Annotated in this window: 18 protein-coding genes; 11 read left to right on the top strand and 7 right to left on the bottom strand. The window is 68.2% G+C overall.

Annotated elements, in window-relative coordinates; all coding sequences use genetic code 11:
• Positions 1 to 1,494 carry a replicative DNA helicase gene (locus ACT6XY_RS15805; protein WP_444749286.1) on the bottom strand — a complete coding sequence of 498 codons (1,494 nt, stop codon included), beginning with the start codon at positions 1,492 to 1,494 and terminating at the stop codon, positions 1 to 3.
• 343 nt (positions 1,495 to 1,837) lie between these two features.
• Between ACT6XY_RS15805 and ACT6XY_RS15800 the strand changes: the two genes are divergently transcribed.
• The gene (locus tag ACT6XY_RS15800) at positions 1,838 to 2,692 is read left to right on the top strand and encodes an outer membrane protein (RefSeq protein WP_444749285.1); all 855 of its coding nucleotides are present in this window, start codon (positions 1,838 to 1,840) and stop codon (positions 2,690 to 2,692) included.
• Between the two features lie 123 nt (positions 2,693 to 2,815).
• Here ACT6XY_RS15800 and rplI read toward each other — a convergent pair whose 3' ends face one another.
• From rplI to rpsF, 4 genes are all read right to left on the bottom strand, one after another.
• Positions 2,816 to 3,364 (bottom strand): 50S ribosomal protein L9, encoded by a 549-nt coding sequence (rplI, locus tag ACT6XY_RS15795; protein ID WP_444749284.1) that lies wholly within the window; start codon positions 3,362 to 3,364, stop codon positions 2,816 to 2,818.
• Positions 3,365 to 3,393: 29 nt separating this feature from the next.
• On the bottom strand, positions 3,394 to 4,338 hold the full coding sequence (locus ACT6XY_RS15790; RefSeq protein WP_444749283.1) for a DUF2232 domain-containing protein: 945 nt from the start codon (positions 4,336 to 4,338) through the stop codon (positions 3,394 to 3,396).
• Positions 4,339 to 4,475: 137 nt separating this feature from the next.
• A complete protein-coding gene (gene rpsR, locus ACT6XY_RS15785; RefSeq protein ID WP_106747850.1) occupies positions 4,476 to 4,721 on the bottom strand; it encodes a 30S ribosomal protein S18 in 246 nt (81 codons plus the stop codon).
• Positions 4,722 to 4,723: 2 nt separating this feature from the next.
• Positions 4,724 to 5,242: a 30S ribosomal protein S6 gene (gene rpsF, locus ACT6XY_RS15780; protein ID WP_444749282.1), complete on the bottom strand. Its 519-nt coding sequence runs from the start codon at positions 5,240 to 5,242 to the stop codon at positions 4,724 to 4,726.
• A 102-nt stretch (positions 5,243 to 5,344) separates the two neighbouring features.
• On the opposite strand from rpsF, the gene ACT6XY_RS15775 reads away from it, so the two are divergent.
• Together ACT6XY_RS15775 and ACT6XY_RS15770 are read left to right on the top strand one after the other, a co-directional pair.
• Positions 5,345 to 5,752, top strand: a complete 408-nt coding sequence (locus ACT6XY_RS15775) for a hypothetical protein (RefSeq protein ID WP_444749281.1) — start codon at positions 5,345 to 5,347, stop codon at positions 5,750 to 5,752.
• Between the two features lie 74 nt (positions 5,753 to 5,826).
• Positions 5,827 to 6,105 (top strand): hypothetical protein, encoded by a 279-nt coding sequence (locus ACT6XY_RS15770; RefSeq protein WP_444749280.1) that lies wholly within the window; start codon positions 5,827 to 5,829, stop codon positions 6,103 to 6,105.
• Between the two features lie 4 nt (positions 6,106 to 6,109).
• Here the strand turns inward: ACT6XY_RS15770 and zigA are convergent, their stop codons facing one another.
• Positions 6,110 to 7,333, bottom strand: a complete 1,224-nt coding sequence (gene zigA, locus ACT6XY_RS15765; RefSeq protein ID WP_444749279.1) for a zinc metallochaperone GTPase ZigA — start codon at positions 7,331 to 7,333, stop codon at positions 6,110 to 6,112.
• A 166-nt stretch (positions 7,334 to 7,499) separates the two neighbouring features.
• On the opposite strand from zigA, the gene fabD reads away from it, so the two are divergent.
• The 8 genes from fabD (at position 7,500) to ACT6XY_RS15725 (ending at position 14,808) form a co-directional block, all read left to right on the top strand.
• Positions 7,500 to 8,444, top strand: coding sequence for an ACP S-malonyltransferase (gene fabD, locus ACT6XY_RS15760; RefSeq protein WP_444749278.1), 945 nt, complete (start codon positions 7,500 to 7,502; stop codon positions 8,442 to 8,444).
• Between the two features lie 14 nt (positions 8,445 to 8,458).
• Positions 8,459 to 9,196, top strand: coding sequence for a 3-oxoacyl-[acyl-carrier-protein] reductase (fabG, locus tag ACT6XY_RS15755; protein ID WP_444749277.1), 738 nt, complete (start codon positions 8,459 to 8,461; stop codon positions 9,194 to 9,196).
• A gap of 200 nt (positions 9,197 to 9,396) precedes the next feature.
• A complete protein-coding gene (locus tag ACT6XY_RS15750; protein WP_106747857.1) occupies positions 9,397 to 9,636 on the top strand; it encodes an acyl carrier protein in 240 nt (79 codons plus the stop codon).
• A 99-nt stretch (positions 9,637 to 9,735) separates the two neighbouring features.
• Entirely contained in the window at positions 9,736 to 10,989 is a 1,254-nt protein-coding gene (gene fabF / locus ACT6XY_RS15745) for a beta-ketoacyl-ACP synthase II (RefSeq protein ID WP_444749276.1), read from the top strand.
• Between the two features lie 79 nt (positions 10,990 to 11,068).
• Entirely contained in the window at positions 11,069 to 12,250 is a 1,182-nt protein-coding gene (gene mltG / locus ACT6XY_RS15740) for an endolytic transglycosylase MltG (protein WP_444749275.1), read from the top strand.
• 80 nt (positions 12,251 to 12,330) lie between these two features.
• Positions 12,331 to 13,218 (top strand): YicC/YloC family endoribonuclease, encoded by an 888-nt coding sequence (locus ACT6XY_RS15735; RefSeq protein WP_444749274.1) that lies wholly within the window; start codon positions 12,331 to 12,333, stop codon positions 13,216 to 13,218.
• Between the two features lie 2 nt (positions 13,219 to 13,220).
• A complete protein-coding gene (gmk, locus tag ACT6XY_RS15730) occupies positions 13,221 to 13,892 on the top strand; it encodes a guanylate kinase (RefSeq protein ID WP_444749273.1) in 672 nt (223 codons plus the stop codon).
• Positions 13,893 to 13,938: 46 nt separating this feature from the next.
• Positions 13,939 to 14,808 carry a hypothetical protein gene (locus ACT6XY_RS15725; RefSeq protein WP_444749272.1) on the top strand — a complete coding sequence of 290 codons (870 nt, stop codon included), beginning with the start codon at positions 13,939 to 13,941 and terminating at the stop codon, positions 14,806 to 14,808.
• On the opposite strand, the gene ACT6XY_RS15720 is transcribed toward ACT6XY_RS15725, so the two are convergent.
• Positions 14,809 to 15,526, bottom strand: a 718-nt coding sequence (locus ACT6XY_RS15720; RefSeq protein ID WP_444749271.1) for an rRNA adenine N-6-methyltransferase family protein, incomplete at its 5' end; no start/stop codon positions are given. It abuts the gene before it with no gap.

Below are 15,526 nucleotides of genomic sequence, written 5' to 3'. Positions count from 1 at the left end.
TCACTCGAAGCGCTCGGGCAGGCGGTCGGCGTCGGCGAGGTCGGAGAAGCGCGTCACCGAATCCTCGAACTGCAGCATGACCGTGCCGGTCGGGCCGTGGCGCTGCTTGCCGATGATCACCTCGGCGCGGCCATGGACCTGGGCCATGTCGGTCTGCCACTTCAGGTGCTCCTCGGTGCCGGGCTTCGGCTCCTTGTTCTTCAGGTAATATTCCTCGCGGAACACGAACATGACGGCGTCGGCATCCTGCTCGATGGAGCCGGATTCGCGCAGGTCCGACAGCTGCGGGCGCTTGTCGTCGCGGTTCTCGACCTGACGGGAGAGCTGCGACAGCGCCATGATCGGCACGTGCAGCTCCTTGGCGAGCGCCTTGAGGCCGGTGGTGATCTCGGTCAGCTCCTGGACGCGGTTCTCGCCCTTCTTCGACGAGCCGGAGAGCAGCTGGAGATAGTCCACCACCATGAAGTCGAGGCCGCGCTGCCGCTTCAGCCGCCGCGCGCGCGCTGCGAGCTGGACGATGGACAGGCCGCCCGTGTCGTCGATGTAGAGCGGCAGCGACTGGATCTCCTGCGCCGCCTGGGTGAGCTTGTAGAACTCGTCCTCGCGCATGTCGCCGCGCCGGATCTTGTAGGAGGGGATGGCCGCCTGCTCGGCGACGATACGCGTGGCGAGCTGGTCGGCGCTCATTTCGAGCGAGAAGAAGCCGACGATGCCGCCGTTCGTCGTCTTGTGGGTGCCGTCGGGCTCCACCTCGAAGGTGTAGGCCTTGGCGATGTTGAAGGCGATGTTGGTGGCGAGCGCCGTCTTGCCCATGCCCGGTCGTCCCGCGAGGATGACGAGGTCGGAGTGCTGCAGGCCGCCGAGGCGCTGGTCGAGATCGCTCAGTCCGGTCGAGATGCCCGACAGCTTGCCGTCGCGCTGGTAGGCGGCGGCGGCCATGTCGAGGGCGCGCGCCATGGCGTCGGTGAAGCGGCGGAAACCGCCGTCGTAGCGGCCGGTCTCGGCGAGCTCGAACAGGCTCTTCTCGGCATCCTCGATCTGCTGGCGCGGCGGCATGTCCACCGGCGCGTCGTAGGCGACGTTGACCATGCCCTCGCCGATGAGGATCAGGTTGCGGCGGATGGCGAGGTCATAGATCGCCCGGCCGTAATCCTCGGCGTTGATGATCGTCGTGGCTTCCGCCGCGAGGCGCCCCAGATACTGCGCCACCGTCATGCCGCCGACGTCGATGGCCGCGTCGTTCATGAAGGTCTTCAGCGTCACCGGCGTCGCGATCTTGCCGGCACGGATCAGCTGCGAGGAAATCTCGTGGATCTTCTGGTGCAACGGGTCGAAGAAGTGCTTCGGCTCGAGGAAGTCCGAGACGCGGTAGAAGGCCTCGTTGTTGACGAGGATCGCGCCCAGCAGCGCCTGCTCCGCCTCGATGTTGTGCGGGGCCTGGCGGAACGGCAGGTCGGACGGACCAACGGATTTCAAGGCGGGCAGGGCGGACATGGGGCTTCTGGGTCTGTGCTGGGCAGGCCTGTCTAGCAGAGCTGAGCGGCGCCGGGGCCAATCCTTTGGCAGCAGCGCCCATCATCGCCCGCTCTCCCCGATTCTCACAGGCCCCGCCGGGAAGGGAGCGCATCGCAGGAGAACGGTTGACTCCCGCCCCAGCTTCCGGGCGCGCCGCTGTGGCCCGGAAACCACGCCTGCCGGCAAGCAAGTCGCCGCTAGCGAAAGACTACAACCCCCGCGTTACTTGGGCGGCCCTTGGAAACCTAACGTTAAGATTAACGTGCGATCCCTCATGCGAGCCGCAATCGCGGTGAATCGTTCATTTCCAAGGGGCGCTCCCATGTTCAAGCGTGTCGCAATACCCATGGCCGCCGCTGCGGTTCTCCTGACGTCCGGCGCCGCCGGAGCGGCCGATCTCGGTGCCCCGATCCTGCGCGGATCCGAGGTCGTCGCGCCGTCCTACGAGTACAGCGACCAGTGGAGTGGCGTTTACCTGGGCGGCCACGTCGGCACCCAGTTCGTTCACAACCGCGGCTTCCACTCCGACGCCACGGGTACGACGCGTGACGACGGCACCGGCCGGCAGGTGTGGAACTTCGAATACGATTACATGAAGGCGCAGTTCAACTACGGCGTCCACCTGGGCATCCAGCGCCTGTTCGGCGCCTTCCTGCTCGGCGCCGAGTTCAGCCTCGACGGCCCGGGCGGCAAGTCGAACTCGCCCTGGTACAACGGCAACGTCGCCTTCACTGCCCCGGCGGTCGGCGGCAACCAGTATCAGCAGCGCATCGGCATCAACTGGCAGGCCTCGCTGGTGGCCCGCGCCGGCTTCGTGCACCACAAGTCGATGTACTACCTGCTCGGCGGCTTCGCGGTCGCCAACATGACCGCCTGCACCGTGCTCGACGACTGCAACAACCCGATCGGCCACGTGGTGAAGTACTCGGCGACCCGCTGGGGCTGGGTCATCGGCGCCGGCATGGAGCACAAGCTGACCCACAACTGGTCGATCCGCGCCGAGTACCGCTACACCGCCTACGGCTCGCGCTCGTGCCTTGCCACCGACCCCTGCGCGATCAACGTCAACGCCTCGGACGTGCGCAACCGGGTCGACACCCATGCGGTGCGCGTCGGCGTGAGCTACCTCTTCGGCGCGCCGGCCCTGCCGGCGGCCCCGATCATCGCCCGCTACTGACGCTGAGGACGGCGGGTCGCCCTGCGGCCCGTCACCCCCTGGACATGCAAAAACGCCCGGTCGCAAGACCGGGCGTTTTCGTTTGGACGGGAGAGCGCCGCCCGGGGAGGGCGGCGCCGGGGCTCAGCCCTCGGAATCGCCGAACTCTTCCGGGTTGAAGGTCTCGAAGGTCGGCTCGTCGGCGCGCTGGGTGAGATCCTCGCCCTCGCTCTGCCGGTTGGCCTCGCCCTCGGAACGGGCGACGTTGACGGTGACGGTCGCGTCGACCTCCGGGTGCAGCGACACGGTGACCTTGTGCAGGCCGATCGTCTTGATCGGGGTGTCGAGCTGGATCATGGCGCGCGAGACGGTGATGCCGGCGGCGGTGATGGCGTCCGACAGGTCGCGGGCCGACACCGAGCCGTAGAGCTGGCCGGTCTCGCCGGCCTGACGGATCAGCACGTAGGAGGTGCCGTCGAGCTCCGCCGCAACGGCCTCGGCGTCCTTCTTCAGCTCGAGATTGCGGGCCTCGAGCTGGGCCTTCATCGTCTCGAACTTCTTGCGGTTGGCCTCGGTGGCGCGCAGCGCCTTGCCGGTGGTGAGGAGGAAGTTGCGGGCATAGCCCGGCTTCACGTCCACCACTTCGCCCATGTAGCCGAGCTTGGCGACGCGCTCGAGAAGGATGACCTGCATGACGATACTCCTTGATCAGTCAGTGTGTTTCACGTGTTGAAGGGAGGCGCGGGCGGCTTGCGCCGCGCCCGGATGTCGAAGAGCACGTCAGCGAGGCCGGCGAGCGCCACGAAGATCATCGGCCAGCCGATGACGAAGGTGAGGGCGTAGAGCAGGCCGAGGGCGAAGCCCCGCATGCCCCAGCCGCGGGTGATGTCGTGCGCCAGCGCAAAGCCCTGGAGCGCGTAGATGGCGAGGCCCACCGCCAGCATGATCGCCGCGATCTGGCCCGGAAAGCCGGAGGCGAAGGAGCCGATGGAGCCGGCGAGGAGAACCAGCGACGTCCATTTCGGCAGCTTCAGCGCCGGCAGGTCCGGCCAGGGGCGGATGAGGCGGCCCGAGGCGCGCACGATGCGGCCGGCAAAGTAGAGGTTGACCGTGGTGACGAAGGTCCAGACCACGGCCGCAGCCACCGGCACCGCCGCCGCCATCAGCGTGACGAGCGCCTCGCGGTCGACATTGCCGGCGCGCACCTGGTCGAGCGTGCGGCCCACCGCAAGGCGAATGGAAGCCTGGAAGGCGGTGTAGTCGAGGCCGTAGAGGGCGATGATGGCGAAGAGGGTCAGCAGCACCGCCCCGGCGCCGATCAGGGTCAGGAGCATCCCGGCCGGCATCCACTCGACGGCCTCGGGATCGTCCTCCCGCGGCGCCGGGCGCAGCGACAGGGCCGCATAGGTGAGGAACCAGGCGGGCAGGCCGACGGAGAAGAAGAAGAACAGGCCGAACTGAGAGCGCAGCGCCACCGACAGGGCGAGCGCGCCGATCGTGCCGGCGAAGGCGCCGGCATAGTGGCCCCAGCCGAGCCCGGCGATGAGCACGGGCAGCGCGGCGAAATAGAACAGGATGAGCGCCATCGGGCTCCCCGACGCGAGCGTCGCGAAGAGCAGTGCGGAGGCAAGTCCTGCCCCAAAGGCGATGGCGAGGGTCGGTCCCATCGTCAGCTGTCCCGCTCATGGCAGAGGGTTAGGGGAGGATCCCCAGCTTCAGCCGCGGCGGTCTGGACCGGCACGGCCGACGATTCACGTCGTCAGAAGGTTGCGGCGGGGCGCTGGCGCGTCCCGCCGCAGGCCAATCACTTGATCACGTAGGGCAGCAGGCCGAGGAAGCGGGCGCGCTTGATCGCCTGGGCGAGCTCGCGCTGCTTCTTGGCGGAGACCGCCGTGATGCGGGACGGAACGATCTTGCCGCGCTCGGAAATGTAGCGCTGCAGGAGACGCACGTCCTTGTAATCGATCTTCGGCGCGTTCGGGCCGGAGAAGGGGCAGGTCTTGCGACGGCGGAAGAAGGGGCGACGGGCGCCACCGGCTGCGGCAGACATGGTCACTCCTCCGTCTGTTCGACTTCAGCAGCGACTTCGACGTCGCCGCCATCACGATCGCGGAACCGGCGGGCACCGCCGCCACCGCCACCGCCACCCCCGAAGCCGCCGCCACCGCCGCCGAAGCCGCGGTCACGACCGCCGCCACCGCCGAAGCCGCGGTCGCCGCCGAAGCCGCGCTCACCGCGATCGTCGCGGTCGCGCTTCTGCAGCATGGCCGACGGGCCTTCCTCGAGCTCCTCGACCTTCACGGTCATGAAGCGCAGGATGTCCTCGTTGATCGCCATCTGGCGCTCCATCTCGGAGATCGCCGCCGGAGGAGCATCGATGTTCATCAGGGTGTAGTGGGCCTTGCGGTTCTTGCGAACGCGGAAGGCGATCGACTTCAGACCCCAGGGCTCCACCTTGGGCACCGAGCCGCCATGGGCCTCGATAACGCCCTTGTACTGCTCGGCAAGCGCTTCCGCCTGCTGAGACGTCACGTCCTGGCGCGCCAGGAACACATGTTCATAGAGAGGCATTCGGCCTGTCTCCGGTTCGAGTGACGCTTCATTCGGCGCGAAGCCCCCCGAGCCCTGGACAGGCCCGACAGTTTTCTCGAAGGCGGAGACACCGGACGACGGATGAAGAAAACCATCCTGCAGGAGAGCCTGCCGTCCGTTCAGCCACCGGCCGACCGAAGCGAAGGCGGCCTTATACGCGATCGCCGCGCGGATTCAAGCGCTTGCCGCAGCAGCCGTGACGTTTTTAGCCGTCCCGCCCTGGAACCGCGCCCCCGGCGGGCGGGTTGTGAGACGCGGATGATCGGGGAGACGACGATGGCCAGCACGCCCAAGCCGGGGACGAGACGATCGGATGTTCCCCGTGAGGCCGGCCCCGACGGGAACGCTGCGGCCGGCAACCGCGGCGAGGACCGGGCCGGGGGCGATGAGATCGGCGCCGGCACCCGCGCCGACCGTCCGGCCAGTCCGGAGGACCTCACGCGCGGCGCTCCCCCAAAAAAGAAGAAGCGCTACAGCCTCGCCGACTGACGCCATGATCCTGCCGTGATGCGATGAAACAAGAAGAAATAGTTCGCGAGGCGGACCTTTCCGGGAGCGAATCCATGGCCGACGTTCATCACACCCAAAGTCGCAGCTGCGTCCTGACGGCGCGCGACCTCACTCTCATCAAGCGCAAGTTCGACCGCACCTGCGAGGAACTCGGCGTTTTCGCCGAGGACGAGACGGCACGCCGCTCCCTTGGCCGTGCGCTCGTCGAGGCCGTTGCCCGCGGCGAGGTCCAGCTCGCGGTCCCCGACGACCTCTCGCACGTCGGGACCGAGACCCTGTTCTTCGAGGGCGAGGAGCTCGTCGTCACGATCACCGACCGCCCGGGTCACTGACGCGTCACGCTGCATCGGCCTCCCGCCGCCAGGCCGGGAAGGGGTCGGGCAGGCCCGCGAACTCCTCGGGATTGAAGCGAGTGGCCGAGGCGCGGCCAAGCAGGCATCCGTCGAGTGCGGCACGCATGGCCGCCTCGTCCATCCCCGTCCCGATGAAGACCAGTTCCTGCCGGCGGTCGCCATAGACCGGGTGCCAGTGCCGCTTGATCATCTGGCGCCACTCCTCGGATTGAGGCCACCGCGCCTTCGGCACGGCGATCCACCAGAATCCCATGGCCGACGTGCGGCACACGGCACCGGCGATCGACAGGTCGCCGCACCAGTTCGGCCGCGTCGCCAGCCAGAAGTGGCCCTTGGCGCGGATCAGGCCTGGCCAGGTCGCCTTCAGGAAGGCGTCGAAGGCCCTGGGGTCGAAGGGGCGGGCCGCGCGATAGACGAAGGAGGAGATCCCGTACTCCTCCGTCTCCGGCACGTGATCCTTGAATCCATAGAGCTCCTTGGCCCAGAGCGGATGCATCTCGGCCTTCTCGTGGGCAAAGCGGCCGGTGTCGAGAACCTCGTCGAGGTCGACCGCTGCGAAGTCCGTGGTGATGACGTGGGCATCAGGGTTCAGGCCGCGCACCACTTTCAGGACGAGATCGCGCCGTTCGACGTCCACGTCGGAGATCTTGTTGACGATGACGACGTCGGCGAACTCGATCTGGTCGGTGAGGAGATCGGCGAGGGTGCGCTCGTCCTCGCCTCCGGCGGTCTCGCCGCGATCCCTCAGGAAGTCCCGGCTGCCGAAATCGTTCAGCAGGTTGATGGCGTCAACCACCGTCACCATCGTGTCGAGCCGCGCCACGTCCTCCAGCGCCCGGCCTTCCTCGTCGCGGAACGAGAAGGTCGCCGCGATCGGCAGAGGCTCGGCGATTCCGGTGCCTTCGATCAGCAGGTAGTCGTAGCGCCCGGCCTCGGCGAGGCGGCGCACCTCGGTGAGGAGATCGTCGCGGAGGGTGCAACAGATGCAGCCGTTGGTCATCTCGACCAGCTTCTCGTCCGTCCGCGACAGGTCCGCTCCGCCATCGCGCACGAGGTCGGCGTCGATGTTCACCTCCGACATGTCGTTGACGATGACGGCGACCCGCCGGCCCTCGCGGTTGTTAAGGATGTGGTTGAGCAGGGTCGTCTTGCCGGCCCCGAGGAAGCCGGAGAGGACGGTGACGGGCAGGAGGCGGTCGGACGACATGGGATCCTCATACGTTATAATGTTACATATCGAGCATCGCCGACCCTCTTGCAAGGGGGAGGTTTGAAACGGTCCGGACTGTCGACAGGCGCGTGTCTCGCTTGACTCCGCGCCGGCCCGATGCCAGTCCCGCGCACCTTCTCAGGGGCGTCGCGAGGTCCGGTCCATGACAGCCGCATTCACCTTTCCCGGTCAGGGCAGCCAGAGCGTCGGCATGGGCAAGGCGCTCGCCGATGCCTTTCCCGCCGCGCGCGCGGTCTTCGACGAGGTCGACGCGGCGCTCGGCCAGAAGCTCTCCGCCGTCATGTGGGACGGACCGATCGAGACCCTGACGCTGACCGAGAACGCCCAGCCGGCGCTGATGGCCGTCTCGCTGGCCACCATCCGCGTGCTTGAGGCGGAGGCCGGCCTCGACCTCGCCCGCGACGCCGCCTTCGTCGCTGGCCACTCCCTCGGCGAATATTCGGCCCTCGCGGCCGCCGGCACCTTCTCCATTGCCGACACCGCGCGCCTGCTGCGCATCCGCGGCAACGCCATGCAGGCGGCGACGCCGGTCGGCACCGGCGCCATGGCCGCCATCCTCGGCCTCGACTTCGACGCCGTCGTGGCAGTTGCGGCCGAGGCAGCCCAGGGCGAGGTCTGCCAGGCCGCCAATGACAATGGCGGTGGCCAGGTCGTCATCTCCGGCCACAAGGCTGCCGTCGATCGCGCCTGCGAGATCGCCAAGGCGAAGGGGGCCAAGCGCGCGATTCCCTTGCCCGTCTCCGCCCCCTTCCACTGCGCCCTGATGCAGCCGGCCGCAGACGCCATGGCCGAGGCCCTGGCGAAGGTGACGGTGAAGGCGCCCGTCGTGCCCGTCGTCGCGAACGTCGTCGCCGCTCCCGTCAGCGATCCCGCCGAGATCGTCCGCCGCCTGGTCGAGCAGGTCACCGGCACGGTGCGCTGGCGCGAATGCGTCGCCGCCATGGCCGGGGCAGGGGTCACCACCTTCTACGAGATCGGCTCCGGCAAGGTGCTGACCGGTCTCGTCAAGCGCATTGCCGACGGCGCCACCGGAACCGCCATAGGAACGCCGGACGACGTCGCGGCGTTCAAGGCCGCGCGCGGCTGACAGGGAGTTCGACCATGTTCGACTTGACCGGCAAGACAGCCCTCGTCACCGGCGCCACCGGCGGCATCGGCAGCGCCATCGCCCGCGCACTGCACGGACGCGGTGCCACCGTCGCCCTCTCCGGCACGCGTCGGGAGAAGCTGGAGGAGCTCGCCGCCGGCCTCGGCGAGCGGGCCCACGCCCTTCCCGCCAATCTCTCGGCTCTCGACGAGGTCGACGCGCTGGTGCCTGCCGCGGAGGCGGCCATGGGCGGGCTCGACATCCTCGTCAACAATGCCGGCATCACCCGCGACAACCTCTTCATCCGCATGAAGGACGAGGAGTGGGATCAGGTCATCCAGGTGAACCTCACCGCCAACTTCCGCCTGAGCCGCGCCGCCGCCAAGCTGATGATGCGCAGGCGCTGGGGCCGCATCGTGCAGATTACCTCGGTGGTCGGCGTCACCGGCAATCCCGGCCAGGGCAACTACGCCGCCGCCAAGGCCGGCCTCATCGGCATGTCGAAGTCGCTCGCCGCCGAAATCGCCAGCCGCAACGTCACGGTGAACTGCCTCGCCCCCGGCTTCATCGAAACCGCCATGACCGACGTCTTGAACGACAAGCAGAAGGAGACGATCCTGACGCGCGTTCCGGCCGGCAGGCTGGGCCAGGCGGATGAAATCGCCGCCGCAGTCGTCTATCTTGCGTCGGAGGAAGCGGCCTACGTCACCGGGCAGACACTCCACGTCAACGGTGGTATGGCTATGATCTAGTTGAGTTATTCGTCTGTTGGGAGGCGTGCTGGCAAAACCGGAAGGCCTGTGATAGAGAGCCTTCAGGTTCGGGCAAGGGGCTTCCCAATCGATCCGGAATTCACGGCGACGCGGCGCGCCGCCTGCAAGACTTTTCTAAGCCGCACACCGCATCCGTTCGAGAGCGGTGCCTCATCGTCGGATGGAACGAGGATAATCTAATGAGCGATACCGCTGAACGCGTGAAGAAGATCGTCGTGGAACAGCTCGGCGTCGATGCCGAGAAGGTCGTTCCGACCGCGAGCTTCATCGACGACCTCGGGGCCGACAGCCTCGACACCGTCGAGCTCGTCATGGCGTTCGAAGAAGAGTTCGGCGTGGAAATCCCGGATGACGCGGCCGAGACGATCCTGACGGTCGGCGACGCCGTGAAGTTCCTCGACAAGGCCGCCAGCGCCTGATTTCAGCACCGTCAAATTCGACTTTGACGTCCGAAGAGCCGGGGAGCGCGCAGCGTCTCCGGCTTTTCGTTCACCGGGCGGGACATGGGTGAGACGATGATGCGCCGCGTAGTTGTGACGGGAATGGGCCTTCTCACGCCGCTCGGCTGCGGCGTCGAGGAAACCTGGTCTCGGCTCATCAAGGGCGAGAGCGGGGCCTCGAAGGTCGAGCGGTTCGACGTCTCCGACATCGCCGCCAAGATCGCCTGCCAGATTCCGCGCGAGGGCGCCGGGGCCTTCCATCCCGACGACTGGATGGAGCCGAAGGAGCAGCGCAAGGTCGACGAGTTCATCGTCTTCGCCATGTGCGCCGCCAAGCAGGCCCTCGACGACGCCGGCTGGCATCCCAAGACTCCCGATGAGCAGAATACGTCCGGCGTCCTCATCGGCTCCGGCATCGGCGGCATCGACGGCATCGCCGAGGCCGCCCTGATCCTGCGCGAGAAGGGCCCGCGCCGCATCTCGCCCTTCTTCATTCCCGGCCGCCTGATCAATCTCGCCGGCGGCTACGTCTCCATCGCCCACGGTCTCAAGGGCCCGAACCACGCGGTGGTCACCGCCTGCTCGACGGGCGCCCACGCCATCGGCGACGCCGCCCGCCTCGTCGCCTTCGGCGATGCCGACGTGATGGTCGCCGGCGGCACCGAATCGCCCATCAGCCGCCTGTCGCTCGCCGGCTTCGCCGCCTGCCGGGCGCTCTGCACCACCTTCAACGACGAGCCGACGCGCGCCTCGCGGCCCTATGACCGCGATCGCGACGGTTTCGTCATGGGTGAGGGCGCCGGCATGGTCGTGCTGGAGGAGTACGAGCACGCCAAGGCCCGCGGCGCCAAGATCTATGCCGAGGTGATCGGCTACGGCCTGTCCGGCGACGCCCACCACATCACGGCCCCAGCCGAGGACGGCGACGGCGCCTTCCGCTGCATGCAGGCCGCCCTCAAGCGCGCCGGCATCAGCGCCTCCGACGTCGACTACATCAACGCCCACGGCACCTCGACCATGGCCGACGGCATCGAGCTCGGCGCCGTCGAGCGCCTGGTCGGCAACGCCGCCTCGAAGATCTCCATGTCCTCGACCAAGTCGTCCATCGGCCACCTGCTGGGCGCCGCCGGCGCCGTCGAGGCGATCTTCTCGATCCTGGCGATTCGCGACCAGGTGGCGCCGCCGACCCTCAACCTCGACAATCCCTCCGTCGAGACGGCCATCGACCTTGTGCCGCATGTGGCGCGCAAGCGCTCCATCGAGACCGTGCTGTCGAACTCGTTCGGCTTCGGCGGAACCAACGCCTCGGTCATCTTCCGGGCTGCGGCTTGAGGCGGGGACCCGCCTTTCGCCACATTCCCTGCGCATCACTCCCCACCGTGATGCGAGCACCTGACCAGAGCGCGGCCCCATGAGCGATCATCCCGGACCCAACCCGCAGAACGGGTCCCGACCGGCCATCAAGTCGCCCCGCGCGGCCCTCGAGCCCGAATCGGCGCCGCCGCCGCCGCCGGCCTCGCGCCATGCCCGCAACCAGTGGGTCGTCATCGGCAACCTGATCATCACGGTTCTGCTGGTCGGCCTCGTCGGTGGCATGGCCGCCTTCCTCTATGCCCGCCAGGCCTTCGTCGCCGCAGGCCCGCTGCAGCAGGACCGCGCCGTGTTCATCGAGCGCGGCTCGACCGCCGAGGCCATCGCCCAGACCCTCGAGCGCAACGGCGTCATCAACAGCGCGCTGCTCTTCTCTGCCGCCGTCCAGCTCTACGGCGTGCGCGGCGACCTGAAGTGGGGCGAGTATCTCTTCCCCCGCGCGGCCTCGACCGCCGAGGCCCTCGCCATCGTCCTCGACGGCAAGCCCATCGAATACCGCGTCACCATCCCCGAGGGCCTGACCTCTGAGCAGATCGTCGGCCGCCTGCGCGACAACGACGTCCTCACCGGCGACATCGCGCGCATCCCGCGCGAGGGCTCGCTCCTGCCGGACACGTACCGCTTCACCCGCGGCACCACCCGTCAGCAGATGATCGACCAGATGACGCAGTTCCAGACGCGTCTCCTGCAGCAGATCTGGGCGCGCCGCAGCCAGGACCTGCCGCTGCGCACGCCGGAGGAGCTCGTCATCCTCGCCTCCATCGTCGAGAAGGAAACCGGCAAGGCGGAGGAGCGCCCGCGCGTCGCCGGCGTCTTCGTCAACCGCCTCAACCGCCGCATGCGCCTGCAGTCCGACCCGACCATCATCTACGGCATCGTCGGCGGCCGCGGTGCCCTGGGCCGGCCGATCCTCCAGTCGGAGATCCAGCGCCTGACGCCCTACAACACCTACCAGATCGACGGCCTGCCGCCGACGCCGATCGCCAATCCCGGCCGCGCCGCCATGGAGGCCGTGGCCAATCCGGTGCGCCATCGCGACCTCTTCTTCGTCGCCGATGGCACCGGCGGCCACGTCTTCGCCGAGACGCTGGAGCAGCACAACCGCAACGTCGCCAACTGGCGCCGCATTGAGCGCGAGCGCGCCGAGCAGGGCGGCACGCCCGCGGCGACCGCGGACACCCCCGCGACCCCGGCCGGAACCCCTCCGCGCGCCACCCGCTGACGGGGTGGTGCCCAAGGACGCTTGACCTCGCCCCGGCGGCGACTTAACGCCCTCGGGGTCAGTCCGCCGCAGAGGAAGCCATGGCCCTGTCCAGCATGACGGGATTCTCCCGTGCCGAAGGCGTGACGGGCGCGGCCCTCTGGGCCTGGGAGATCAAGTCGGTCAATTCCAAGGGCCTGGACGTGAAGCTGAGGCTGCCGCCGAGCCTCGATTCCGCCGAGCCGGCCATCCGCCAGAAAGTGTCAGCCGCCGTTGCCCGCGGCTCGGTCTTCGCCTCCCTTGCGGTCAAGCGCGAGACCGGAGCGGTGGAAGTACGCATCAACGAGGCGGTTCTGGCGCAGGTCGCCGAGGCGGCCCGTCTCATCGCCGAGCGGATCGACGCCCGCGCGCCCGCCATCGACGGCCTCCTCGCCATCAAGGGCGTCATCGACGTCGTCGAGGCCGAGGAGAGCGAGGAGGAGAAGGCCCGCCTCGTCGCCGACGTCCTCGCTGGCCTCGACACAGCGCTCGCCCGCCTCCTCGACATGCGCAAGAGCGAGGGCGCCGCCCTCGGCGCGGTGCTCACCGACCGTCTCGACGAGATTGCCGCCCTCAAGCGCGAGGCCGAGGACAACCCCTGCCGCCGCCCCGAGGCGATCCGCGCCAAGATCGCCGACCAGATCGCCGCGCTCATGGAGCCCGGCCGCAACTTCGATCCCGATCGCCTGCACCAGGAGGCCCTCATGGTCGCCTCCAAGGCCGACATCCGCGAGGAGCTCGACCGGCTCGAGGCCCATGTCGCCGCCGCCCGCAAGCTCATGAGGGAGGGCGGGGCCGTGGGCCGCAAGCTCGACTTCCTCGCCCAGGAATTCAACCGAGAGACCAACACGCTCTGTTCCAAGGCGAACGACGTGACGCTCACGGCGACCGGCCTCGCCCTCAAGGCGGTGGTCGAGCAGTTCCGCGAACAGGTCCAGAATCTGGAGTAGGCATGGCCGATCCCGTCACGGCCCGCCGAGGCCTCATGCTCATCCTCACCTCGCCCTCGGGGGCGGGGAAATCCACGCTGACGCGCCAGCTCCTCGCCGAGGAGACAGACATCGCGCTCTCCGTGTCGGTAACGACCCGCGCCCGCCGCAAGGACGAGATCGACGGCGTGCACTACCACTTCATCGACCGGGCCGCCTTCGAGCGGATGCGCGAGGCGAACGAGCTTCTCGAATGGGCCGAGGTCCACGGCAATTGCTACGGCACGCCGCGCCGGGCCGTGGAGGACGCGCTCTCCGCCGGCAAGGACGTGCTCTTCGACATCGACGTCGCCGGCGTGAGGCAGCTCGCGGCCATGGTGCGCGAGGACATGGCGACCGTCTTCCTGCTGCCGCCCTCGGTCGCCGAGCAGATCGACCGGCTGAAGCGCCGCGCCAGCGACGACGAAGCCGCCATCCTCAAGCGCCTGCGCACGGCCCGCGACGAGATCGGGCACTGGGGCGATTTCGACTACATCCTCGTCAATGACGACCTCGGCCGCGCTTTCGCCGAGCTGAAGGCGATCCTCCATGCCGAGCGGCTGAAGCAGCGCCGCCGCCCCAAGCTCGAGGCGTTGATCGCCGAGCTCGGCCGGGATCTCGACGTCATCCTCGGCAACGGCCGTATTCCGGGCTGACGCAGGCCACTTGTCGGCGCGTATATCGACTGACACATTTCGCGGCATGAGCGAAACGCCTGCCGCGCCCTGGCCGCTGGTCAATCTGCCCGTTTCGCCGCTCATCGAGAGCGAGCGAGAACGTCTGCTCACAGCTTTGCGGGCGCTCGCATCGTCTTATCCAGGCCTTCACGTGTCAGGCGAAAACACTGTCGAAATCCAGCTCGGCGGCATCAGTGAGATCGACCTTGATGCCGCCATCGGCGCCCTGCGACGAGATCATGGCATCGAAGTAGCCTGCGGCGCTCCGACCGTAGCCTTCCGGGAAACCATCGCTCGGCCGATGGACTTGGAGCGTCGGCAGCGCATTGGCGAAGGCTTTATGAGCCTGACTTTTCGCGTCCATTCGCTGGCGAGCCTGTCTGTCTCGATCATTGGCGCGGACGTGGCTCTAGGCGCTGACGGCGCAGCGGCTCTGCGGGAGGGGATAGAACTGGCGCTCGGCAAGGGCCCCGGATGGGGATTTCAGATGGCTGGCATGGCGATCTCTGTTGTGGCCGCCGAAGGTCGTACGGACGCCGCGACGCTCAGGCGCATGGGCGAGACCGCGACGCGACAGGCGATCCAGCGAGCCGGCGTCGTTCTGCTGGAGCCGATCCTTGCGGTCACGGTGACCGTTCCCGATGCCAGTACGGAAGTAGTCCTCGCAGATCTGGCGAAACGGCGTGGTGAGGTTCTTGCGCAGCAGCACGACGGCGAGGTGTCTGTCGTGGAGACCCACGTGCCGCTCATCAATTTCTTCGGATATAGCAACAGCTTGCGGAAGTGGTCGGGAGGGCTTGGGACGTTTACGTCCCGCTTCGCATGTTATCGGCCCGCCCCGTCGCAGCTGCAGGATGATCCTCCGCCGGCTGCCGCGATGACTCTGCGAGGTTGATCACCCCGCCGCCAGCCGCGCCAGCCGGCAGAAGTCGTCGATGGTCAGGTTCTCCGCCCGTTCGGTCGGGTCGAGTCCCGCCGCCTCGATGAGCGGCATGGGATCGCGGCCGAGGCCCTTGAGGCTCTGGCGGATCATCTTGCGGCGCTGGCCGAAGGCGGCGAGCGTCACCCGCTCCAGCATCTTCACCGCGCAGGGAAGGGGCTCCGCCCGCGGCACAAGATGCACGACCGACGAGGTGATCTTCGGCGGCGGCACGAAGGCCGAGGGTGCGACGTCGAACATGATCCGCGCGGTCGTGCGCCATCCCGCGAGCACGCCGAGCCGGCCATAGGGATCGCTGCCGGGAGGGGCGACGATGCGCTGGGCCACCTCCTTCTGGAACATCAGCGTCAGCGACTGGTACCAGGGCGGCCAGGCCTCTCCCGTGAGCCAGCCCGTGAGCAGGTTCGTGCCGACATTGTAGGGCAGGTTGGCGACGATGCGGGCCGGCGCGCCGCCCGTCAGCGTCCCGAAATCGACCTTCAGCGCATCGCCCTCGATCACCTCGAGCCGGCCGGGATAGGCCGCCGCGATCTCGGCCAGCGCCGGCAGGCAGCGGGCGTCCCGCTCGATGGCGATGACGCGGCCCGCGCCGCCGGCCAGCAGGTCGTACAGCTTGAGGCCGAGGCCGTAAAAAGGCGTCTGCCACCAGCGGTAGGACGGCATGACAAAGGGC

The organism is Phreatobacter sp., assembly GCF_052440005.1.
Lineage (GTDB): Bacteria > Pseudomonadota > Alphaproteobacteria > Rhizobiales > Phreatobacteraceae > Phreatobacter.
The sequence above is the reverse complement of the archived record's forward strand: the minus strand, read 5'-3'. Positions and strand labels throughout refer to the sequence as shown.